The following is a 15908-nucleotide window of genomic DNA, read 5'->3' as shown; positions in this document are numbered from 1 at the left end:
AGCTTTGATCCAAAAAAACCGCCTGTCAAATGTCGAAGGACAATGACAAGCGGTTTCTTGATGTTATGAGATGTTGCACGTGCTGCAAACCCAAGCTCTAAATGGACCGGGCAATCAATGCAGCCAGCGCTTTTGCCCCTTTAGCCGTCAGATGAACACCATCCTGTAAAAAATAGTCGTCTTTGTCGGAGCTGGCAGCGTGCCAGTCAACGAGAACCATATTTTTGCCCGCTCTGGCGGCTTTGGCTAGAGCATCGTTGACGATTTGCTCCCAAGGCCTCGGAACCCTCGTATTGACCAATATAATTTTTTTATTATCCTTAAGCAGATCAGAAATTCGCGAAAGCTGCTTGCTTGCAAAAGCGCCGTTCGTTCCCAGCTCAATAATAACGGTGTCGCCAAGTGTGCCTTGCTGCTGAAGCTGTTCAAGAATAGGTGGAGCCTCAGACATTTGCCTGCCGATTTGACCGTCTACCGCTATGCTGGGAACGAGCTTTTCCAGCTCGCTCTGAATGTCGAGCATGACCGAATCTCCAATTGCGGTTACCTTCGTTTCAGCTTGTGATGGCTGATCCTCTTCATGCTCAGCGTTTGAGTTTCCCCCATCCCCATTCGACTCGCTCGGTTTCACTGACGAGCTCGGTTCGGTGCTAGCTTCGGCGCTTCCTTCCGGACTTGCCTCTGCACTTGGCTCCCCGCTCGGTGCCGGCGTCTGCTCTGGTGCGGCCGATTCCAGCTCGCCCGATTCTGCTCCCGTCCCAATCCCAGAGCTTCCTTGATCAGTGTGCTCCGTCTCCGGAGCATCGGCATTCCCAGCGGCGTAATTACCCGACGCTTGAACCTGTGAGATCGGCTTATTGCTCCAGATCGGCTCCAGCCAATCCATTCGCAGCGCAAACGACATTGTGACGAATAAGCACACGCTGAAGAAAGCGATAAAGGCTCTCCGATACGAATGGGCGGCAATCCAGGCAGGGAACTGCCTGCACAGCTTTCTAATGCTTCCGTGACGAATAGGCTGTTCAACATATTTATAGGATAGGGTGGCAAGCCCAAGCATCAACACAACCTGCATACTTAGGCGGATAATCGAAATTTCACCCGTATCAACAGCCGGACTCGTCAAAATAACGACCGGATAATGCCACAAATACAGTCCATAAGAGCGAACACCGATAAAACGAAGCGGCGGAATCGATAATAAACGACCAATTCGGCTCGCCGGGTGCGCCGCTGTCATAATGAGCAGCATGGACACAAAGGACAGCAGCAGCATGCCCCCGAGATATAAGAAGGGCTGATACTCATTCGTATACCAAAAAGCAAGCAGCGAGATAAGCAGCGCCGTTCCGCCGATAATATCGAGCGTAAGCTTCGCTTCGTTGGATACGCGTGGTTTGAGTTTATGAAAAGGCCATATAAGAGCTAGCGCTGCCCCGATGAGCAGGCCAAACATGCGCGTATCTGTTCCATAATAAACACGGCTCGGATCGCTGTCAGGCTGGTAAAGCCATGCCATAGCAGCAGCCGAAAGTGCAGCCAGCACAAGTATGCCTAGCAGCAGCGCACGGCGCCGCTTCAAAAAACGCAGACCGAATAAGAGCATAAGCGGCCACACCAAATAAAACTGTTCTTCTACAGCAAGTGACCATAAATGGCCGAGCGGCGAGGCGGGGCCAAAGCTTTCGAAATAAGAAACATTATGTAAAATGAGCCACCAATTGCTCACATAAAGCAGCACGCCTGGCAAATCGGTTAAAAAGGGAGACCAATGCGGATGGGCAAACAGCAAGGTGGTTGCCCCGGCGACCGTGATCATAAACAGCATGCCGGGAAGCAGTCTTTTTGCCCGGCGAACCCAAAAAGCTTTCAAATCTATTGTTCCATGTTGTTCTAGCTCATGCCTTAATATACTAGTAATCAAATAACCTGATAGGACAAAAAAAATACCTACACCGAGCAGTCCGCCCGGCATCCATCCGGGATGAAGATGATACACAATAACCGCAATTACAGCGATTGCCCTGATTCCGTCAAGCCCAGCCCTGTACGTTTTGTTTCCCGTTTGCTCGTGTGTTTTTCGTGCCGTATGTCCTTGTGACTGCTTGCTGTTGTCCATTTTGCCTCTTACCTGCCTATGTCTAATTTTGCTGCACAACATTTGAATCGAATGAGGGCTGTATCCTTTATTATCATAATGATTATAGAAAAATGCAAAGGATAAATAGTTACAAATCAGTTATTGAAATTGTGTTCTTTACCATGCAACTATTTAGGAATAAGATTCGTTTTGGTGGATGAAGGGTATTAAGAAGGCAGAATCATAATGTTTATCAAACCATCTACGAAGCAGGAGGACATTCATAATGAAAACATCCAAACGATCGATCTCCAAAGGTAAAAGCATGATGGCAGCAGCGGCAATTGCGATTGGCTTGGCAACGGTACTGCCGACAGCTCAAGCAGCGGACTCTACAGCAGGGCAGGATTTGTTCAGCGGCAAGCCGGCAGGCGACAGCGCGTTTCACTTTAGCGATATTCAATTTTTAAATGCAACGACAGGACGGGCTGCCGGTAATGGCTTTCTAATCGGGACATCCGATTCTGGCTCCCATTGGCAGTCGATTTATAAAGGGACGTGGCAGTTTACACAGCTCGATTTTATTTCCAATACGACGGGCTGGGCACTAGCTAAATCTGCGAGCAATGGGCCAAATGCTTTGCTTTATACGACGGATGGCGGAAGCAAATTTTCGAAGCTGCCTACAGGCAAGCTTCAACTGGAGCGTATTCAATTTATAGATAAAAATAATGGCTTTGGTTATACGAAGGCCTTTGCCTATAAAACGAAGGATGGCGGGAAAAGCTGGGCGAAAATCGCAACCCCGGCAAACACGCGCTATGCGGAGTTTGTGAATGACAAGCAAGGCTGGGCGCTAGTCATCCTGCCGGGCCTCGGCTATAACTTGTCGAGAACGACGGACGGAGGCGTGACCTGGACGACTTCCCTTCATGTGAAAGCGGACGAGCTGAGCGGCGGCAAAATCGTTGCAGACGGCACTGGGGTATGGGCGCAATTTAATGGTGGAGCCGGCATGTCGCAGCAATCGTATTCGGTGTATGCTTCTGGAAACAACGGTGCAAGCTGGCGTAAAGTCATTAGCCAAAGCACGGCGGGCGGCGGCAACGCGCCTGGCGAGGCGAAGGGACTCGCTTCGCAAGGGCCGGCATCGCCTGGCGGACATCCGAGCGACCTTGAGCTGGTGGGCGGCACAGCGATTTTGAGTGCGTATTCCCCAGCGGCGCATCGCATCGGGATCGGACGCTCCTCCAATGCCGGGCAAACCTGGTTTGCGCCGTCCGATACGGTCGGTTATGCCAACACGATCTCGTTTACAAGTACCTATGTCGGGTTTATGGCGGACACAAGTCTGAATTCCCCAGCGATTTACAGCACAGTGGACGGCGGTAAAACCTGGTATACGAAGCTTGAAATTCCGACTAAACCATAAGCAGCTTTAGGGCTTGTTTAGCAATAGCAATAACAATAGCAAAACCACGAACTTCATAACACAGTCGCTTTCAAGATGGGATAAACGGGCGGCGGCTGTTTGGACGAACAGACCTCTTGGCAAATGGCCAAGAGGTTATTTTTATGTGCATCTCTTTTTGATTCGCTTCCAATTCAAATATAAATTTACACATTTTCACCATAAATCTGTATTCAACAACTTATGAAAACGCTTTATCATTTGTGAAGAACGAGAACATGCATGCCAATAAAAACAAGGAGGTTCAACTTTCATGGTTTTTTTGCGCAAAAAGCTTTTACGGGATGTCATAGCAAGCACGATGGTGCTTATGCTGTGCTTCTCCGTTGTGTCACCGGTGTTTGCAAATGATGAGCATACAATGAATACAAGTGCTGAAGCTGCAGTAACTGAAGCTGATGCAACAGAAACGACTGACACAGCTGCCGAAGAAATGGCCACCGAAGAAGCAGCTATTGATGAAACAGCTGTTGCAGAATCGACTGGAGCAGTCCCGGATGGACTGCTGCTTCATTACGACTTTAATGAAACAGAAGGCGTGACCGTTAAGGATAGCTCTCTGAACGGGAATGACGGCCTATTGTCGGGAGGCGCGGCTTGGACGGCAGATGGCAAAATAAACGGAGCCGTTGATTTTAATGGAACGGATGCCTATGTGAAGCTGCCCGACGGTTTGCTTGCCGCCACTCATGATATGACTATTGCCACTTGGGTGAAGGCGGACAGCTTGGGCGCGTGGGCGCGGGTGTTTGATTTTGGCACCAGCACGACAAATTGGATGTTTCTGACCTTGAAAAATCATTTGGGCGTGGCGCATTTCGCAGCGCTTCCTCAAGGGAACGGCGAAAATACTTTGACTGGCCCGGCCTTTCCGGCCTCCAGCTCATGGCAGCATGTAGCGGTAGTCATTTCTGGCAACACGTATACGATGTTTATCAATGGCATTCAAGTTGCCACCGTAAGCAATATGCAAAATGATCCATCCGAGCTTGGCTTTACGACGAACAATTATATCGGCAAATCCCAATTTGCGGCTGATCCTTATTTTGACGGCAAAATAGACGATTTCCGCATCTATGACCGCGCTTTATCTGCAAGTGAGCTTGTCTCACTGGTTGGAGAGGCGCTAAGTGATACCGAAATCATTGCTTATGATAAAAACTGGCTTGAGCTGGGCGATACGACGCAGCAGACGAAGGATTTGGCACTCCCGTCGGCAGGCCCCGGGGGAACGGTCATTTCTTGGGCTTCTTCTGACCCAGCAACGGTGAGCACAGAGGGGAAGGTAACGCGTCCGGAAGCGGGACAAGGCGATAAAACGGTCATCCTTACAGCGACGATTGCGAAAGGGGCGGAGCAGGATACAAAGTCGTTTACCATCGTAGTATGGGAGCTGGATTCGGCATCCTATACCTTGAATATTAACGGCAGAGAGGCGGCTCATGAGGTGAGCCCTACGTTATACGGCATTTTTTATGAAGATATCAACTATGCTGCGGACGGCGGGTTATATGGTGAATTGGTGCAAAATCGCTCCTTCGAATTTGGCACCTCTTTGTTTGCTTGGAGCAAAGCCGCTTATGGCGGCGCCGCGGGTGAGCTTACTACCGCAACCGACGAGCCGCTGAACGCCAGCAATCCAAGATTTGCGCGCCTGACGATTACGAATGCGGGCAGTGAGGCTGGGGCAGCGGTTGGGCTGGCGAATGCAGGCTACTCGGGCATAGCTGTTGCCAGCGGCGAAACTTATAATTTCAGCGTGTATGCACGGAGCGCAAGCCCTTTGACGAAGCCGTTAGTTGCACAGCTTAGAGGACAGGACGACACAGTTTATGGCTCCTGTGAGGTGACGGGCCTTGCAGCCGATTGGCAGAAGGTGGGCTGTGCCATTCAAACGAATGCCGCTAGCGCGAGCGCCAAGCTCGTCGTCATCGGAACGGAGCAGGCGGTCATCGATTTGGATATGGTGTCGCTGTTCCCTGAGAAAACGTGGCAAAACCGCACAAATGGGCTGCGCTACGATCTAGCCGAAATGCTGGACGATTTAAATCCGGGCTTTCTCCGTTTTCCGGGCGGCTGTATCGTTGAAGGCGGCTCCCTTGAAAATCGCTACAGATGGAAAAATACAATCGGCGACGTAGCAGAGCGCCAAATCCAGCGGAATCAATGGGCGGCCAATTATTATCAATCGTTTGGCCTCGGCTTTCAGGAATATTTCCAGCTGTCCGAGGATATTGGCGCCGAACCGCTGCCGATTATTTTTATCGGCCAAGTTTCCTGTCACGGGAATCCGCCGAAAGTGCCGATGAACGAGCTCGACCCTTATATTCAAGATGCGCTCGATCTCATTGAATACGCGAATGGGCCAGTTGATTCTACTTGGGGGGCAGTGCGTGCTGCTAACGGTCATCCTGAGCCTTTTAATATGAAATATCTTGGCGTTGGCAATGAATTGTGGGGCCAGGATTATTTGGACCGGTATGAGGTTTTTTATGATGCGATAAAAGCAAAATATCCCGACATTCAGCTGGTGCTGAGTGCGGGCGCTTTTCCGGAAGATTCCATGTTCCATTATGCCTATGATTGGCTCGGCAGCAATGGCAATAAAGCAGATTTGGTCGATGAGCATATGTATCAAAGCCCGCAGTGGTTTTACAATAATGTCAATCGGTATGACCATTACAGCCGCAGCGGGCCGAAGGTTTTTGTAGGCGAATATGCAGCGCATGGGACAGGCAAGAAAAACAACATGGAAAGCGCCCTTGCCGAGGCGGCATTTATGACGGGGCTTGAACGCAATTCGGACGTTGTAGCGATGTCTTCGTTCGCGCCATTGTTCGCAAGGCAAGGCAATACGCAGTGGACGACCGATTTAATCTGGTTTGACAACAGCCGGGCGTATGGAACGCCGAACTATTATGTGCAGCAGCTGTTCAGCCGTCATGTCGGTCAGCAGCTTATGCCGTCCCAGCTTCATAAAAATAAAAGCTACAGCAGCAGCACCGTTCAAGGCTCGATTGCATTGGGCTCTTGGAACACAGCTGTAGAGTACGATGATGTAACGGTTACGGCTAATGACGGTACGATTTTGCTGCAAAATGATTTCAGCGATCCGTCGACGCTTTCGCAGTGGAGCAGCTTCAAGGGTGCTTGGTCGATTGACGGCGGCGTGCTGAAGCAAACCTCCACCAGTACAACGGATGCGAGGCTTCTATTGAAGGAAGGCCAGCAATGGAGCAATTATACGCTGCAATTGAAAGCGAAGAAGGCGGCGGGCTCCGAAGGCTTCCTGATCGGTTTTGGCGCCAAGGATACCGACAATTATTATTGGTGGAACCTTGGCGGCTGGACGAATACGTTGACTGTAATTGAGCAGGCGGTTGGCGGCACTAAGTCGAACATCAGCAATTCCTTGAACAGCGGAGTAGAAGCCAATCGTTGGTATGATATTAAAATCGAATTGCAGGGCTCCCTCATCCGCTGTTATTTGGATGGTGTTTTGGTGCATGAGGTCGATCGGGACCCGGGCCCGCTTTACAGCGTGACTACAAAGGATGACAAGACAGGTGACCTGATCGTCAAGGTCGTGAATATTGGCGGCAGCGAGCAAACCTCAATCGTAAATGTGGATGCTGATTATATCGACGGCAGCGCCACCGTGCTGGAACTGAAAGCGGCATCGGCTGCCGCAGAAAATTCTTTTGCCACACCGGAAAATATAGTGCCAGAGGTGAAGGAGGCTGCCGGACTAGGCCAATCCTTTACGTATGATTTTCCTGCTTATTCGGTCACTGTATTAAGACTGAGAACGGTGCCTGGAGCAGTCATAACAGCGATTGAGCCTGTAGAGGTCAGGGCAGCTGTTGGAGCGGTGCCATTGCTTCCAGCTTCCGTTTCCGTCAGCAACAGCGATGGCAGCGAGCAAAATGTAAACGTGCAATGGGGGAAAATAGATGAAGAGCAAATGAGCAAAACAGGCCTTTTCAAGGTGAAAGGCGAGGTGGCCGGTACCTACTTGACGGCGGAGGCAACCGTGATTGTTGCGGAAGAGGATGAAGGCCCAACCCCGACGCCGACACCGCAGCCGTCGCCAACCCCGACGCCAGAGCCGACCGCAAGTGCGACACCATCGCCAAGCGCAACGCCGCAGCCAACTACGAGTGCGACCCCGACGCCAAGCGCAACACCGAATCCGACATCAAGTCCGTCGGGCGGTTCAACCTCATCGCAGCCTACTGCTTCGCCTGTAGGAACGGGAGGCGGCAAGCAACTGGTGGAGGTGGATGAAAAGACGGTGAAGGCCGCGCTGGAAAGCGCCATTGATGGGAAAATCAAGCTGAAAATCAACTCAGATGCCAAAGCAAATGGGTGGCAGGTGACCATTCCTCTCTCTCGAATAATGGAATACGGAAGCAGTGAGAAAGCTGAGTGGCTCGAAATCGATACAGGCTTTGCCATCGTCACGGTATCCTTGAAATGGCTTGAAAACAACACAGGAGCAGCTCCAAAAAGCCTGACCCTTTCCATATCAAAAGCGGATATTTCCAAGCTGCCTGCCGAGACGCAGCAGCAATTGATAGGCGCAGTCGTATATGATTTCCAGCTGGAAGTGGATGGCGTGAAGGTCAGCGATTTTGACGGGCGAGACGATATTGCTGTGGCTATTCCTTATACGTTGCAGTTTGGGGAAAATCCGAATCAAGTCATTATTTGTTATATCACGGATAGTGGAGCGCTGGAAGCTGTGAAAAATAGCAAATATGATCCGTTGAGCGGCAATGTGGTGTTCAAGCCAAAGCATTTCAGCAAATATGCTGCTGTGTACAGGAAGGTCGGCTTCGCGGATGTAACGAAAGCATGGCAGCAGGAGCCGATTAACGCGTTAGCTGCCCGAGATATTATCAGCGGTACGGGCGGAGGACAATTTAAACCGGAAGCTGCGGTGACGAGAGCGGAGTTTATCGCCATGCTGATGAATGGACTGGATTTGACGGAGGCGAATGCTCTAACACCGCTGAGTGATGTCCAGCAAGGGGCATGGTATTATGACGCCATTGCCACGTCCTATAAGCTCGGCATCGTTAAAGGAAAATCAGACGGCAGCTTCGGTGTGCACGACAAAATCACCAGACAAGATATGGCGGTCATGGCCTATCAGGCTGCGAAATATGCGGAGCACAAGCTAGCTGGGGAAGCAGCGGCGCCATTTTCAGACCAAAATGCAATTTCGGTATACGCCAAAAAAGGTGTTGCTGCCATGCAAGCGGCTAGGATCGTGAGCGGCATGGGCCAAAATGAATTTGCTCCACAAGCCCAAGCAACACGGGCACAGGCAGCTGTAATGATTTATAAGCTTTTGAGCTTGCAAGTCGAATAAATAAAAAAGGATCTCCTTCCACTGCTGGATAGCAGTTGGAATGGAGATCCTTTTATTGCTGCTGTTTATTGCTGCTTGCAGTGGTGGCTAAATGCCGCCTATTTTCCGGCCTGCGCGGAATTGCTTGTACCAAAAATAAACGGTGCAGCCAATGCAATAGCCGAGCAAGGCGGCGCTAGCGGCTAGCAGCAGCATAATGGAGAATGCATAGCCTGCAATGTCCCACCCAAACGCTGCGGATGCGAGCGCCAAAGTAAGGAACAGCACAGCCAGCACATTGTTGAATCGCTGAAGCTCAGCCGCTTGCGTTTCCGTACCCTGTTCTTTTAAAATCAGCTTCGCGATCCGTACAAAAAGATTAAGCTTCCCCGCGGAAGCAAGGCCAACCACTTGAATGATCCATAATATCCCCAATAGCAAGGGCTGATTGAAGACGAAGGAGAGAAGAACAAAAATCACGATCCCGACTTGGTTCGCTTTTACATAGCGCATAGGCACTTCACGCATCATCGTTCACCTCTAATTCCAATTTACTTACTTGGTATTATTGTATGTGTTAGTTGAAATTTGAGCAACACAAATATTTTGTATAGTCGAATGGCAGGCAGCTTTAAACCGGACTATAAAGATGCTATATTTTAGCTACAATAAAGCGAGTGTTGAGGTGAAGAATGCCGATTATAAGGACTGAGCTTTACATAAAGGCGCCCGCCCAGCTATGCTTTGATCTGGCCCGCAGCATTGATATCCATGCGGAATCGACTTCCCAGACAAAAGAACGCGCGATTGGCGGCGTTACACAGGGGTTAATTGAGCTAGGGCAGACGGTGACGTGGGAAGCTGTGCATTTTGGCATCAAGCAGCGGCTGACTGCCCGAATTTCCGCGATGGAGGCTCCACACTTCTTTGTGGACGAGCAGGTTGGCGGGGCGTTTAAGCATTTTTACCATTCCCATGAATTTATCATCTCTGGCGACGGAACATTAATGATCGATACTTTCGATTATGCCTCGCCCCTGGGACTGCTGGGCAAGCTTGCGGATGCGCTTTTTCTGGAGCGCTACATGCGGGTATTTTTGACAAAACGCAACCTTTATATTAAAAATGTCGCGGAGCAGCGCGCAGTGGCGGCGAAATAACGCTCGAAATCATTTCTCTAAAAAACGCTCGAAAAAAAGATTGTGCTTTTGAATCGTCTGTGTTAAATTAACTTATGACCAATTGACTGAAAATGAATTTTAGTCATTTTTGATCATTAAGCCAATCAATAGACGGTTGTAAAGCTTTTTGCAAGGGAGGTTATGGGGATGGCAATTGATCGCAAAACATTGATTTTGGAAGCGGCGACACAGTCGTTTGCACAGTTTGGCTATAAAGCGACGACGATGGATCTCGTATCCAAAATCGCAAATGTAGGCAAAGGGACGATTTATACTTTTTTCAAGACGAAGGAAGAGTTGTTTGAGGAAATTCTCGGCAAAGCATTTGCAGAGCTGCAAAGCATTATGTGGGAGGGAACGAAGCAGGACGCGGCGTTTGTCGACAATTTGTTTAATGTGCTTGATTCGATTCTCGATTTTCGCTCCGACCATGAGCTGGCAGTGAAGCTCTCTCAGGAGGTTCGAGACATTGGAACGGTTCAGGCGCTTGAGGGCATCCGCCGAATGGAGCAGTTCGCGCTGGACTTTCTGGGGCAGCAGCTTGAGCGGGCGATTGACAATGGCGAGGTGAAGCCTTGTAATCCGGCGATTGCCGCATTTATGATTTTGCGGCTGTATATCGGCTTGACGTCTGAGTGGAACAAGCTGAGCGATCCGCTGAGCAAGGATGAGATTAAACAAAATATGCTTTCCTTTATCGCATATGGCATTGTAGCTGATCCGGTGAAGTAATGGGCAAAGTCAGAGCAAGACGGCGATGCCTATTTTTTTGAGAAAAATTGACCAATTTACCGAAATGGTCATTGGTTCAATATATAAGCAGCATAGATTAGCATATTGAAAAAGGACGTGTTCTGGATGAGTGTATTTCAAGTGTTTTGGAAGGAAATGAAACTGCTTGGCAAGAAGCCGATGGTGCTGCTGACGTTAGCGGGGGTTGCTCTGCTGCCGATGCTGTACAGCAGTTTTCTAGTAGAAGGGTCATGGGACCCTTACGGACAAACGAGCAAGCTGCCAATAGCGGTTGTTAATCTCGACCAAGGGGCAGACTATGAAGGCAAGCAGCTGCATATTGGCGAGGATTTTGCCCGAGAGCTCCAGAAAAACAATGACTTTAGCTGGTCATTCGTCTCGCAGGAGCAGGCAAAAAGCGGAATAAGCGATAATCATTATTATATGACGATAACGATTCCTGAGCAGTTTTCGCAGGATGCGGCGACGCTGACAGAGGCTGAGCCGAAGCAGGCGGAAATTATTTTTGAACCGAATAGCGATTATAACTTTGTAGGCGCACAAATCGGCAGCAGCGCAATAAAAGAGCTGAAGTCGAAGCTGTCGGTGCAAATTACGGAAGCCTATACGCGCAGCATGTTTGAACAAATCGACAAAATTTCCGATGGCCTTGGGAAAGCGGGCTCCGGTGCAACGGAGCTTCAAGATGGGGCAGGCAAGCTAGGCGAAGGCATTACGACGCTGAAAACGAATTTGAACAAGCTGGCCAGTGGCACAGCGGACGTTCAGGTAGGCGTGAAGCAGCTCGCGAGTGGCGCGAGCGACCTTGCCAAAGGCGCGGGCACGCTGAAGTCGGGAACCGCGACTTTGGCGAGCGGGCTGAATGAGCTGTCTGCGGCCGCTGCCAAGCTGGACGCAGGGGCTAGCAGCGCAAGCAATGGCGCTGCGAAGCTTGAAGCTGGCTTGCAAGCGTCAAGCGTTGGAAGCGGGAAATTATCCGCTGGCCTGACGGCTTCGGAGAAGGCCAGCGCGCAGGTTGCGGCCGGTGCAAGCCAAGTCGCGAGCGGCTTGGAGCAGCTCGTGGCGAGCAGCCCGGAGCTGCAAAGCAATGAGCAGCTGGCGCAGCTGCTGGCGGCAAGCCGCCAAGTGGCGTCCGGCAGCGAGCAGCTGCATGACGGACAAAAGCAATTGCTGACTGGCAGCACGGAGCTTGCGAAAGGGCAGAAGCAGCTGCTGGACGGAGCAGCAAAGCTTAGCGGCGGACAGCAGGAGCTCGCTCAAGGGCTGCATACCTTCAGCACCAAAATGAAGGAAGCTGCGGCAGGTGGCCAGAAAACAGCAGAAGGTGCCTCAAGTCTGCAAGCCGGCGCTGCAAAGCTTCAAACGGGGCTTGGGAAGCTGAACGGCGGTGTTAGCGATTTGGCCGATGGCTCCAAAAAGCTTGACGATGGTGCAGGTCAGCTTGCCGACGGATCCGTAAAGCTTGTTGACGGATCGGGCGAGCTCGCGAGCCAATTAAATGAAGCAGCGAGTAAATCGTCTGAAGTGCAATCCAGCGACAGCACGGTTAGCATGTTCGCTGCTCCAGTCAAAATTACGGAAAACACCGATCATAAGCTAAGCCATTATGGGCTGGGCATTACGCCTTATTTCCTATCACTGGCGCTGTTTATGGGGGCGCTCGTGTTTACTACGGTTTTCTCTCTGAGAGAGTCTGGCATTGCTAATGCCACACCTACGCAGCGTTTTGTGAGCCGTACGATGACGTTTACAATGGTCAGTCTCTTGCAATCGATCATTGCGGACACGGTTTTGCTATACGTCCTCAAGCTCGAAGTTCATAGCAAGCCATTATTTTTCCTATTCACGATTATTACAAGCTTGACCTTTACATGGATTGTACAAATGCTCGTCACATGGCTTGACAACCCGGGGCGCTTTGCGGTCATCCTGCTGATGATCCTGCAGCTCACTTCAAGCGCAGGAACGTTTCCACTGGAGATGCTGCCGGATTGGATGCAGAAGGTGAACCCTTGGCTGCCCATGACACACAGCATTATCGGCTTCAAAGCGATTGTAGCAAGCGGAGATTATATGGTTATGCGCGAGCAAATGTTGATATTAGGCATTTTTGCGATTATTGCGCTCGCCTTGACCTTCTTGTATTTCTTTCGCCAGACTGGCAAAAATGAAGAAATACAAGCCATTACCGCTTAATGAAGCAGCAGGATGAATGAAACGAAATAATCGGAAGGAACATCCTCTTTCATTCAACGCCCAAATGCGTTAATATAATCTTAACAATTATCATTCAGGAAGCGGCCATCACGTGTTGATGGCTTCTTTTTTTGGTTATATTAACGTGGAATGCGAGAGAGTGGTGAGGTTTATGCAGCAACAGATGTTTGGGGAAAATAAGCAGCGGTCGCCTTTTTTACTTGTTTATGCAGCGCTGCTGATCAAGCTGGCGTTATTTCGCTATTTTATTTTTGATACCATTGCCATTAGAGATGTGGCGATGGATGGCCTAGGCCTGCTAGGCGTGTTATTGCTGTTCGAACTGGTTGCCCCTAGCAAGCGCAAAGGTGCTATTTTTTTACTCGTTAATGCGTTGCTTTCGCTTCTGCTGTTTGCTTCGACGGTTTATTTTGATTATTACGGCTCGGTGCCGACGTATAATGTGCTTAAATCGATCAATCAAGTCGGTCAAGTGCGGGCAAGTATTCAGACGTTAATCCAGCCTGTCTATTTCACTTATTTTCTTGATGTGGCGATTTGGCTGGCGGTGTATGCGGTAAGGCGTTTTCGTACACGGAAAGTGTATGAATACAAACGTATGGGACGAGTGTCGGTGCTGCTTGTCATTCTAATCGTAAGTACATCGTTTTTCAGCCGCCAGGTTTATATGGATCAAACGATTGCAAATGAACTGGAGCGGGCAAAAAATCTCGGGTTTATCGGCTTTCAAGCATCTGCGGCTTGGCAGGCTGGCAGTGAAGCCATCGAGACCGAAACCGGCAGCTTGCCAGAAACGATTGCTGAAATTAATCAGCTGCAAGCGAGCTATCCTTATGCTGATACGGGACCAAATAAGGATGCGAAAGGCAAGCAAGTGGCCAAGCAGCCTGTTCAATTTGGTAAGGCAGCAGGTAAAAATCTAATTGTCTTGCAAATGGAAGCTTTCCAAAACTTTCCGATTCACCTTAAGGTGGACGGACAGGAAATTACGCCGACACTTAATCAGCTGGCAGATGAGGGCTATTATTTTCCTCATGTTTATCAGCAAATTGGCCAGGGCAACACGTCGGATGCCGAATTTATGTCGAATACGTCGATTTATCCGGTTGGCAGCGAAGCGATGTCAAAAGGGTACGGGGACCGTGCGTTCCCAAGCCTTCCGAAGCTATTGGAGGAACAAGGCTATGATACAGCTACCTTCCATATTAATAACGTGACGTTCTGGGATCGCGACAAGTTGTACCCGGCGCTCGGTTTTAATGCTTATTACGATAAGCCTTATTATACGAATGACCATTTTAATGATTTTGGCGCCTCGGATGAGGAGCTTTACCGGGTCGGGGCCCAAAAGCTTGCTGAGATGAAGCAGCCATTTTACGCGCAGTTCGTTACAACGTCCAGCCACTTTCCCTTTAAAGTGCCGGCTGACCGCGTAACACTAACGCTGCCGGATTCGCTTGCAGGCACTCAACTTGGCGACTATTTGACATCGATTCATTATACCGATTACGCCATTGGCACATTGATTAACAAGCTTAAGGAGCAGGGATTGTGGGACAATACGGTGTTGGTTATGTACGGCGACCACTTCGGCCTGCAGCCTGACAAAATCGATCCCGAGCAATTCAAGACGGAGCTTGGCATGACGTATGATGCACGGCTCAGCCGCTTTAATATTCCGTTTATCGTCCATATGCCGGGCGGCGCCAAGGGTGGGAAAGGGCAGGTAGTGGAGCAGGTCGGCGGACAACTGGATATGATGCCGACGATTGCTAATTTGCTTGGTCTTAAGCCGGCGCAATCGGGCGCCACGCTGTTTGGCCATGATCTGTTGAACATCAATCGGAATGTGCTGGGGATGCGTTATTATTTGCCGAGCGGATCATTTTTCAACAATGATATTTTGTTCGTTCCCGGCAAAGGCTTTGAAGACGGTACCGCCGTATCGCTCGATACGATGGAGCCGGTTCCGAAATTTGAGCAATACCGCGGGGATTACGATTATATTATGAAGCTGATGAGCTTATCTGATAAATACGTGCGTATGCTGCCAAAGCGCGAGCTCGAGGCGTATTAATGATAATAGATGAGTGAGATAATTACTGTTTTTATTGTAAAAAAGCTCCGCCTATTGGCGGAGCTTTTCACAATTACTATTCGAATTTTTCCACTTTTCAATGGCTTCGCTAACTTCTTTATCGCGTTGTTCGTCTTTCGGTCCGGGTATAGTCGGGGAGACTTCATAAACATTGAAACGAGTGTCTGCTATATCTATGCGTCCTCTGCCGGAGCTTCTTACAAAGTTGCTGCCGCTGCCGTTCATTTGAAATCCACCACCTTTAATTCAAGTATAACCTAATAAGGTTATGCCCAGCAACGTTAGGAATAAACATACGACTGCTGCCCATAGAAACAGCACCATATTCATTGACGTAATGATGAATAAGTCCACTTTTTGCTTCAAAAGCTACAAATCCGTCACCACCTTGCTCAATATGTCGCTGAGCAGCATAAGCAAATAGATGGTGGGCCACGAATTTATATTTTTCTTTTGCTCCACGATTATGTGGTGCCTTTTCAATTAAGTGTATCCATTCATGATCGCCACGATTTTCTAGTGCTATGGCACCCTCTATTTGATCCGAATCGATGACACAGATTTTATACACTTCGACATTACCCATCTGAAAGTACAATCGCCAGTTAAAACCTGGTGTCCAATTTGGTCGCATTCCTTTTACATCATCTAAACTCATTTTTGTTATGTATATTGGAATACGGTAGCCTATCTCGTTTTCTATAAGCATAAAACCACCTCAAGAACTATCAAAAATAGCCGGATTTTCAGAA

10 protein-coding genes are annotated in these 15908 nt (G+C 49.5%); 6 read left to right on the top strand and 4 right to left on the bottom strand.

The features are described 5' to 3' along the window. Positions 1 to 97: 97 nt before the first annotated feature. Positions 98 to 2119 (bottom strand): acyltransferase family protein, encoded by a 2022-nt coding sequence (locus WH37_RS24990; RefSeq protein WP_074904935.1) that lies wholly within the window; start codon positions 2117 to 2119, stop codon positions 98 to 100. 247 nt (positions 2120 to 2366) lie between these two features. Between WH37_RS24990 and WH37_RS24985 the strand changes: the two genes are divergently transcribed. Both WH37_RS24985 and WH37_RS33940 read left to right on the top strand, forming a co-directional pair. Beyond that, complete coding sequence (locus tag WH37_RS24985; protein WP_052737198.1) at positions 2367 to 3512, top strand: beta propeller repeat protein; 1146 nt, start codon at positions 2367 to 2369, stop codon at positions 3510 to 3512. Between the two features lie 292 nt (positions 3513 to 3804). After that, complete coding sequence (locus WH37_RS33940; protein ID WP_052737197.1) at positions 3805 to 8928, top strand: S-layer homology domain-containing protein; 5124 nt, start codon at positions 3805 to 3807, stop codon at positions 8926 to 8928. Positions 8929 to 9015: 87 nt separating this feature from the next. On the opposite strand, the gene WH37_RS24975 is transcribed toward WH37_RS33940, so the two are convergent. Then, positions 9016 to 9438: a DUF4395 domain-containing protein gene (locus tag WH37_RS24975; protein ID WP_231594355.1), complete on the bottom strand. Its 423-nt coding sequence runs from the start codon at positions 9436 to 9438 to the stop codon at positions 9016 to 9018. A gap of 161 nt (positions 9439 to 9599) precedes the next feature. On the opposite strand from WH37_RS24975, the gene WH37_RS24970 reads away from it, so the two are divergent. The 4 genes from WH37_RS24970 (at position 9600) to WH37_RS24955 (ending at position 15135) form a co-directional block, all read left to right on the top strand. Further along, complete coding sequence (locus tag WH37_RS24970; protein ID WP_046233346.1) at positions 9600 to 10067, top strand: SRPBCC family protein; 468 nt, start codon at positions 9600 to 9602, stop codon at positions 10065 to 10067. A 168-nt stretch (positions 10068 to 10235) separates the two neighbouring features. Continuing rightward, positions 10236 to 10820, top strand: a complete 585-nt coding sequence (locus tag WH37_RS24965; RefSeq protein ID WP_046233345.1) for a TetR/AcrR family transcriptional regulator — start codon at positions 10236 to 10238, stop codon at positions 10818 to 10820. Positions 10821 to 10946: 126 nt separating this feature from the next. After that, on the top strand, positions 10947 to 13037 hold the full coding sequence (locus WH37_RS24960; RefSeq protein WP_046233344.1) for a YhgE/Pip family protein: 2091 nt from the start codon (positions 10947 to 10949) through the stop codon (positions 13035 to 13037). Between the two features lie 172 nt (positions 13038 to 13209). Further along, a complete protein-coding gene (locus tag WH37_RS24955; RefSeq protein ID WP_231594354.1) occupies positions 13210 to 15135 on the top strand; it encodes an LTA synthase family protein in 1926 nt (641 codons plus the stop codon). A 51-nt stretch (positions 15136 to 15186) separates the two neighbouring features. On the opposite strand, the gene WH37_RS24950 is transcribed toward WH37_RS24955, so the two are convergent. Further along, complete coding sequence (locus WH37_RS24950) at positions 15187 to 15381, bottom strand: hypothetical protein (protein ID WP_046233343.1); 195 nt, start codon at positions 15379 to 15381, stop codon at positions 15187 to 15189. A 16-nt stretch (positions 15382 to 15397) separates the two neighbouring features. Further along, positions 15398 to 15865, bottom strand: coding sequence for a hypothetical protein (locus WH37_RS33935; protein ID WP_052737196.1), 468 nt, complete (start codon positions 15863 to 15865; stop codon positions 15398 to 15400). Between the last annotated feature and the right edge of the window lie 43 nt (positions 15866 to 15908).

Source organism: Paenibacillus algorifonticola (genome assembly GCF_000971975.1).
GTDB lineage: Bacteria > Bacillota > Bacilli > Paenibacillales > Paenibacillaceae > Pristimantibacillus > Pristimantibacillus algorifonticola.
Note: the sequence above shows the minus strand (reverse complement) of the source record. Positions and strands in the feature narration are given on the sequence as shown.

Coding starts and splice junctions, on each gene's coding strand:
- WH37_RS24990 (WP_074904935.1), bottom strand. CDS start 2,119: ATGGACAACAGCAAGCAGTCACAAGGACATACGGCACGAAAAACACAC.
- WH37_RS24985 (WP_052737198.1), top strand. CDS start 2,367: ATGAAAACATCCAAACGATCGATCTCCAAAGGTAAAAGCATGATGGCA.
- WH37_RS33940 (WP_052737197.1), top strand. CDS start 3,805: ATGGTTTTTTTGCGCAAAAAGCTTTTACGGGATGTCATAGCAAGCACG.
- WH37_RS24975 (WP_231594355.1), bottom strand. CDS start 9,438: ATGATGCGTGAAGTGCCTATGCGCTATGTAAAAGCGAACCAAGTCGGG.
- WH37_RS24970 (WP_046233346.1), top strand. CDS start 9,600: ATGCCGATTATAAGGACTGAGCTTTACATAAAGGCGCCCGCCCAGCTA.
- WH37_RS24965 (WP_046233345.1), top strand. CDS start 10,236: ATGGCAATTGATCGCAAAACATTGATTTTGGAAGCGGCGACACAGTCG.
- WH37_RS24960 (WP_046233344.1), top strand. CDS start 10,947: ATGAGTGTATTTCAAGTGTTTTGGAAGGAAATGAAACTGCTTGGCAAG.
- WH37_RS24955 (WP_231594354.1), top strand. CDS start 13,210: ATGCAGCAACAGATGTTTGGGGAAAATAAGCAGCGGTCGCCTTTTTTA.
- WH37_RS24950 (WP_046233343.1), bottom strand. CDS start 15,381: ATGAACGGCAGCGGCAGCAACTTTGTAAGAAGCTCCGGCAGAGGACGC.
- WH37_RS33935 (WP_052737196.1), bottom strand. CDS start 15,865: ATGCTTATAGAAAACGAGATAGGCTACCGTATTCCAATATACATAACA.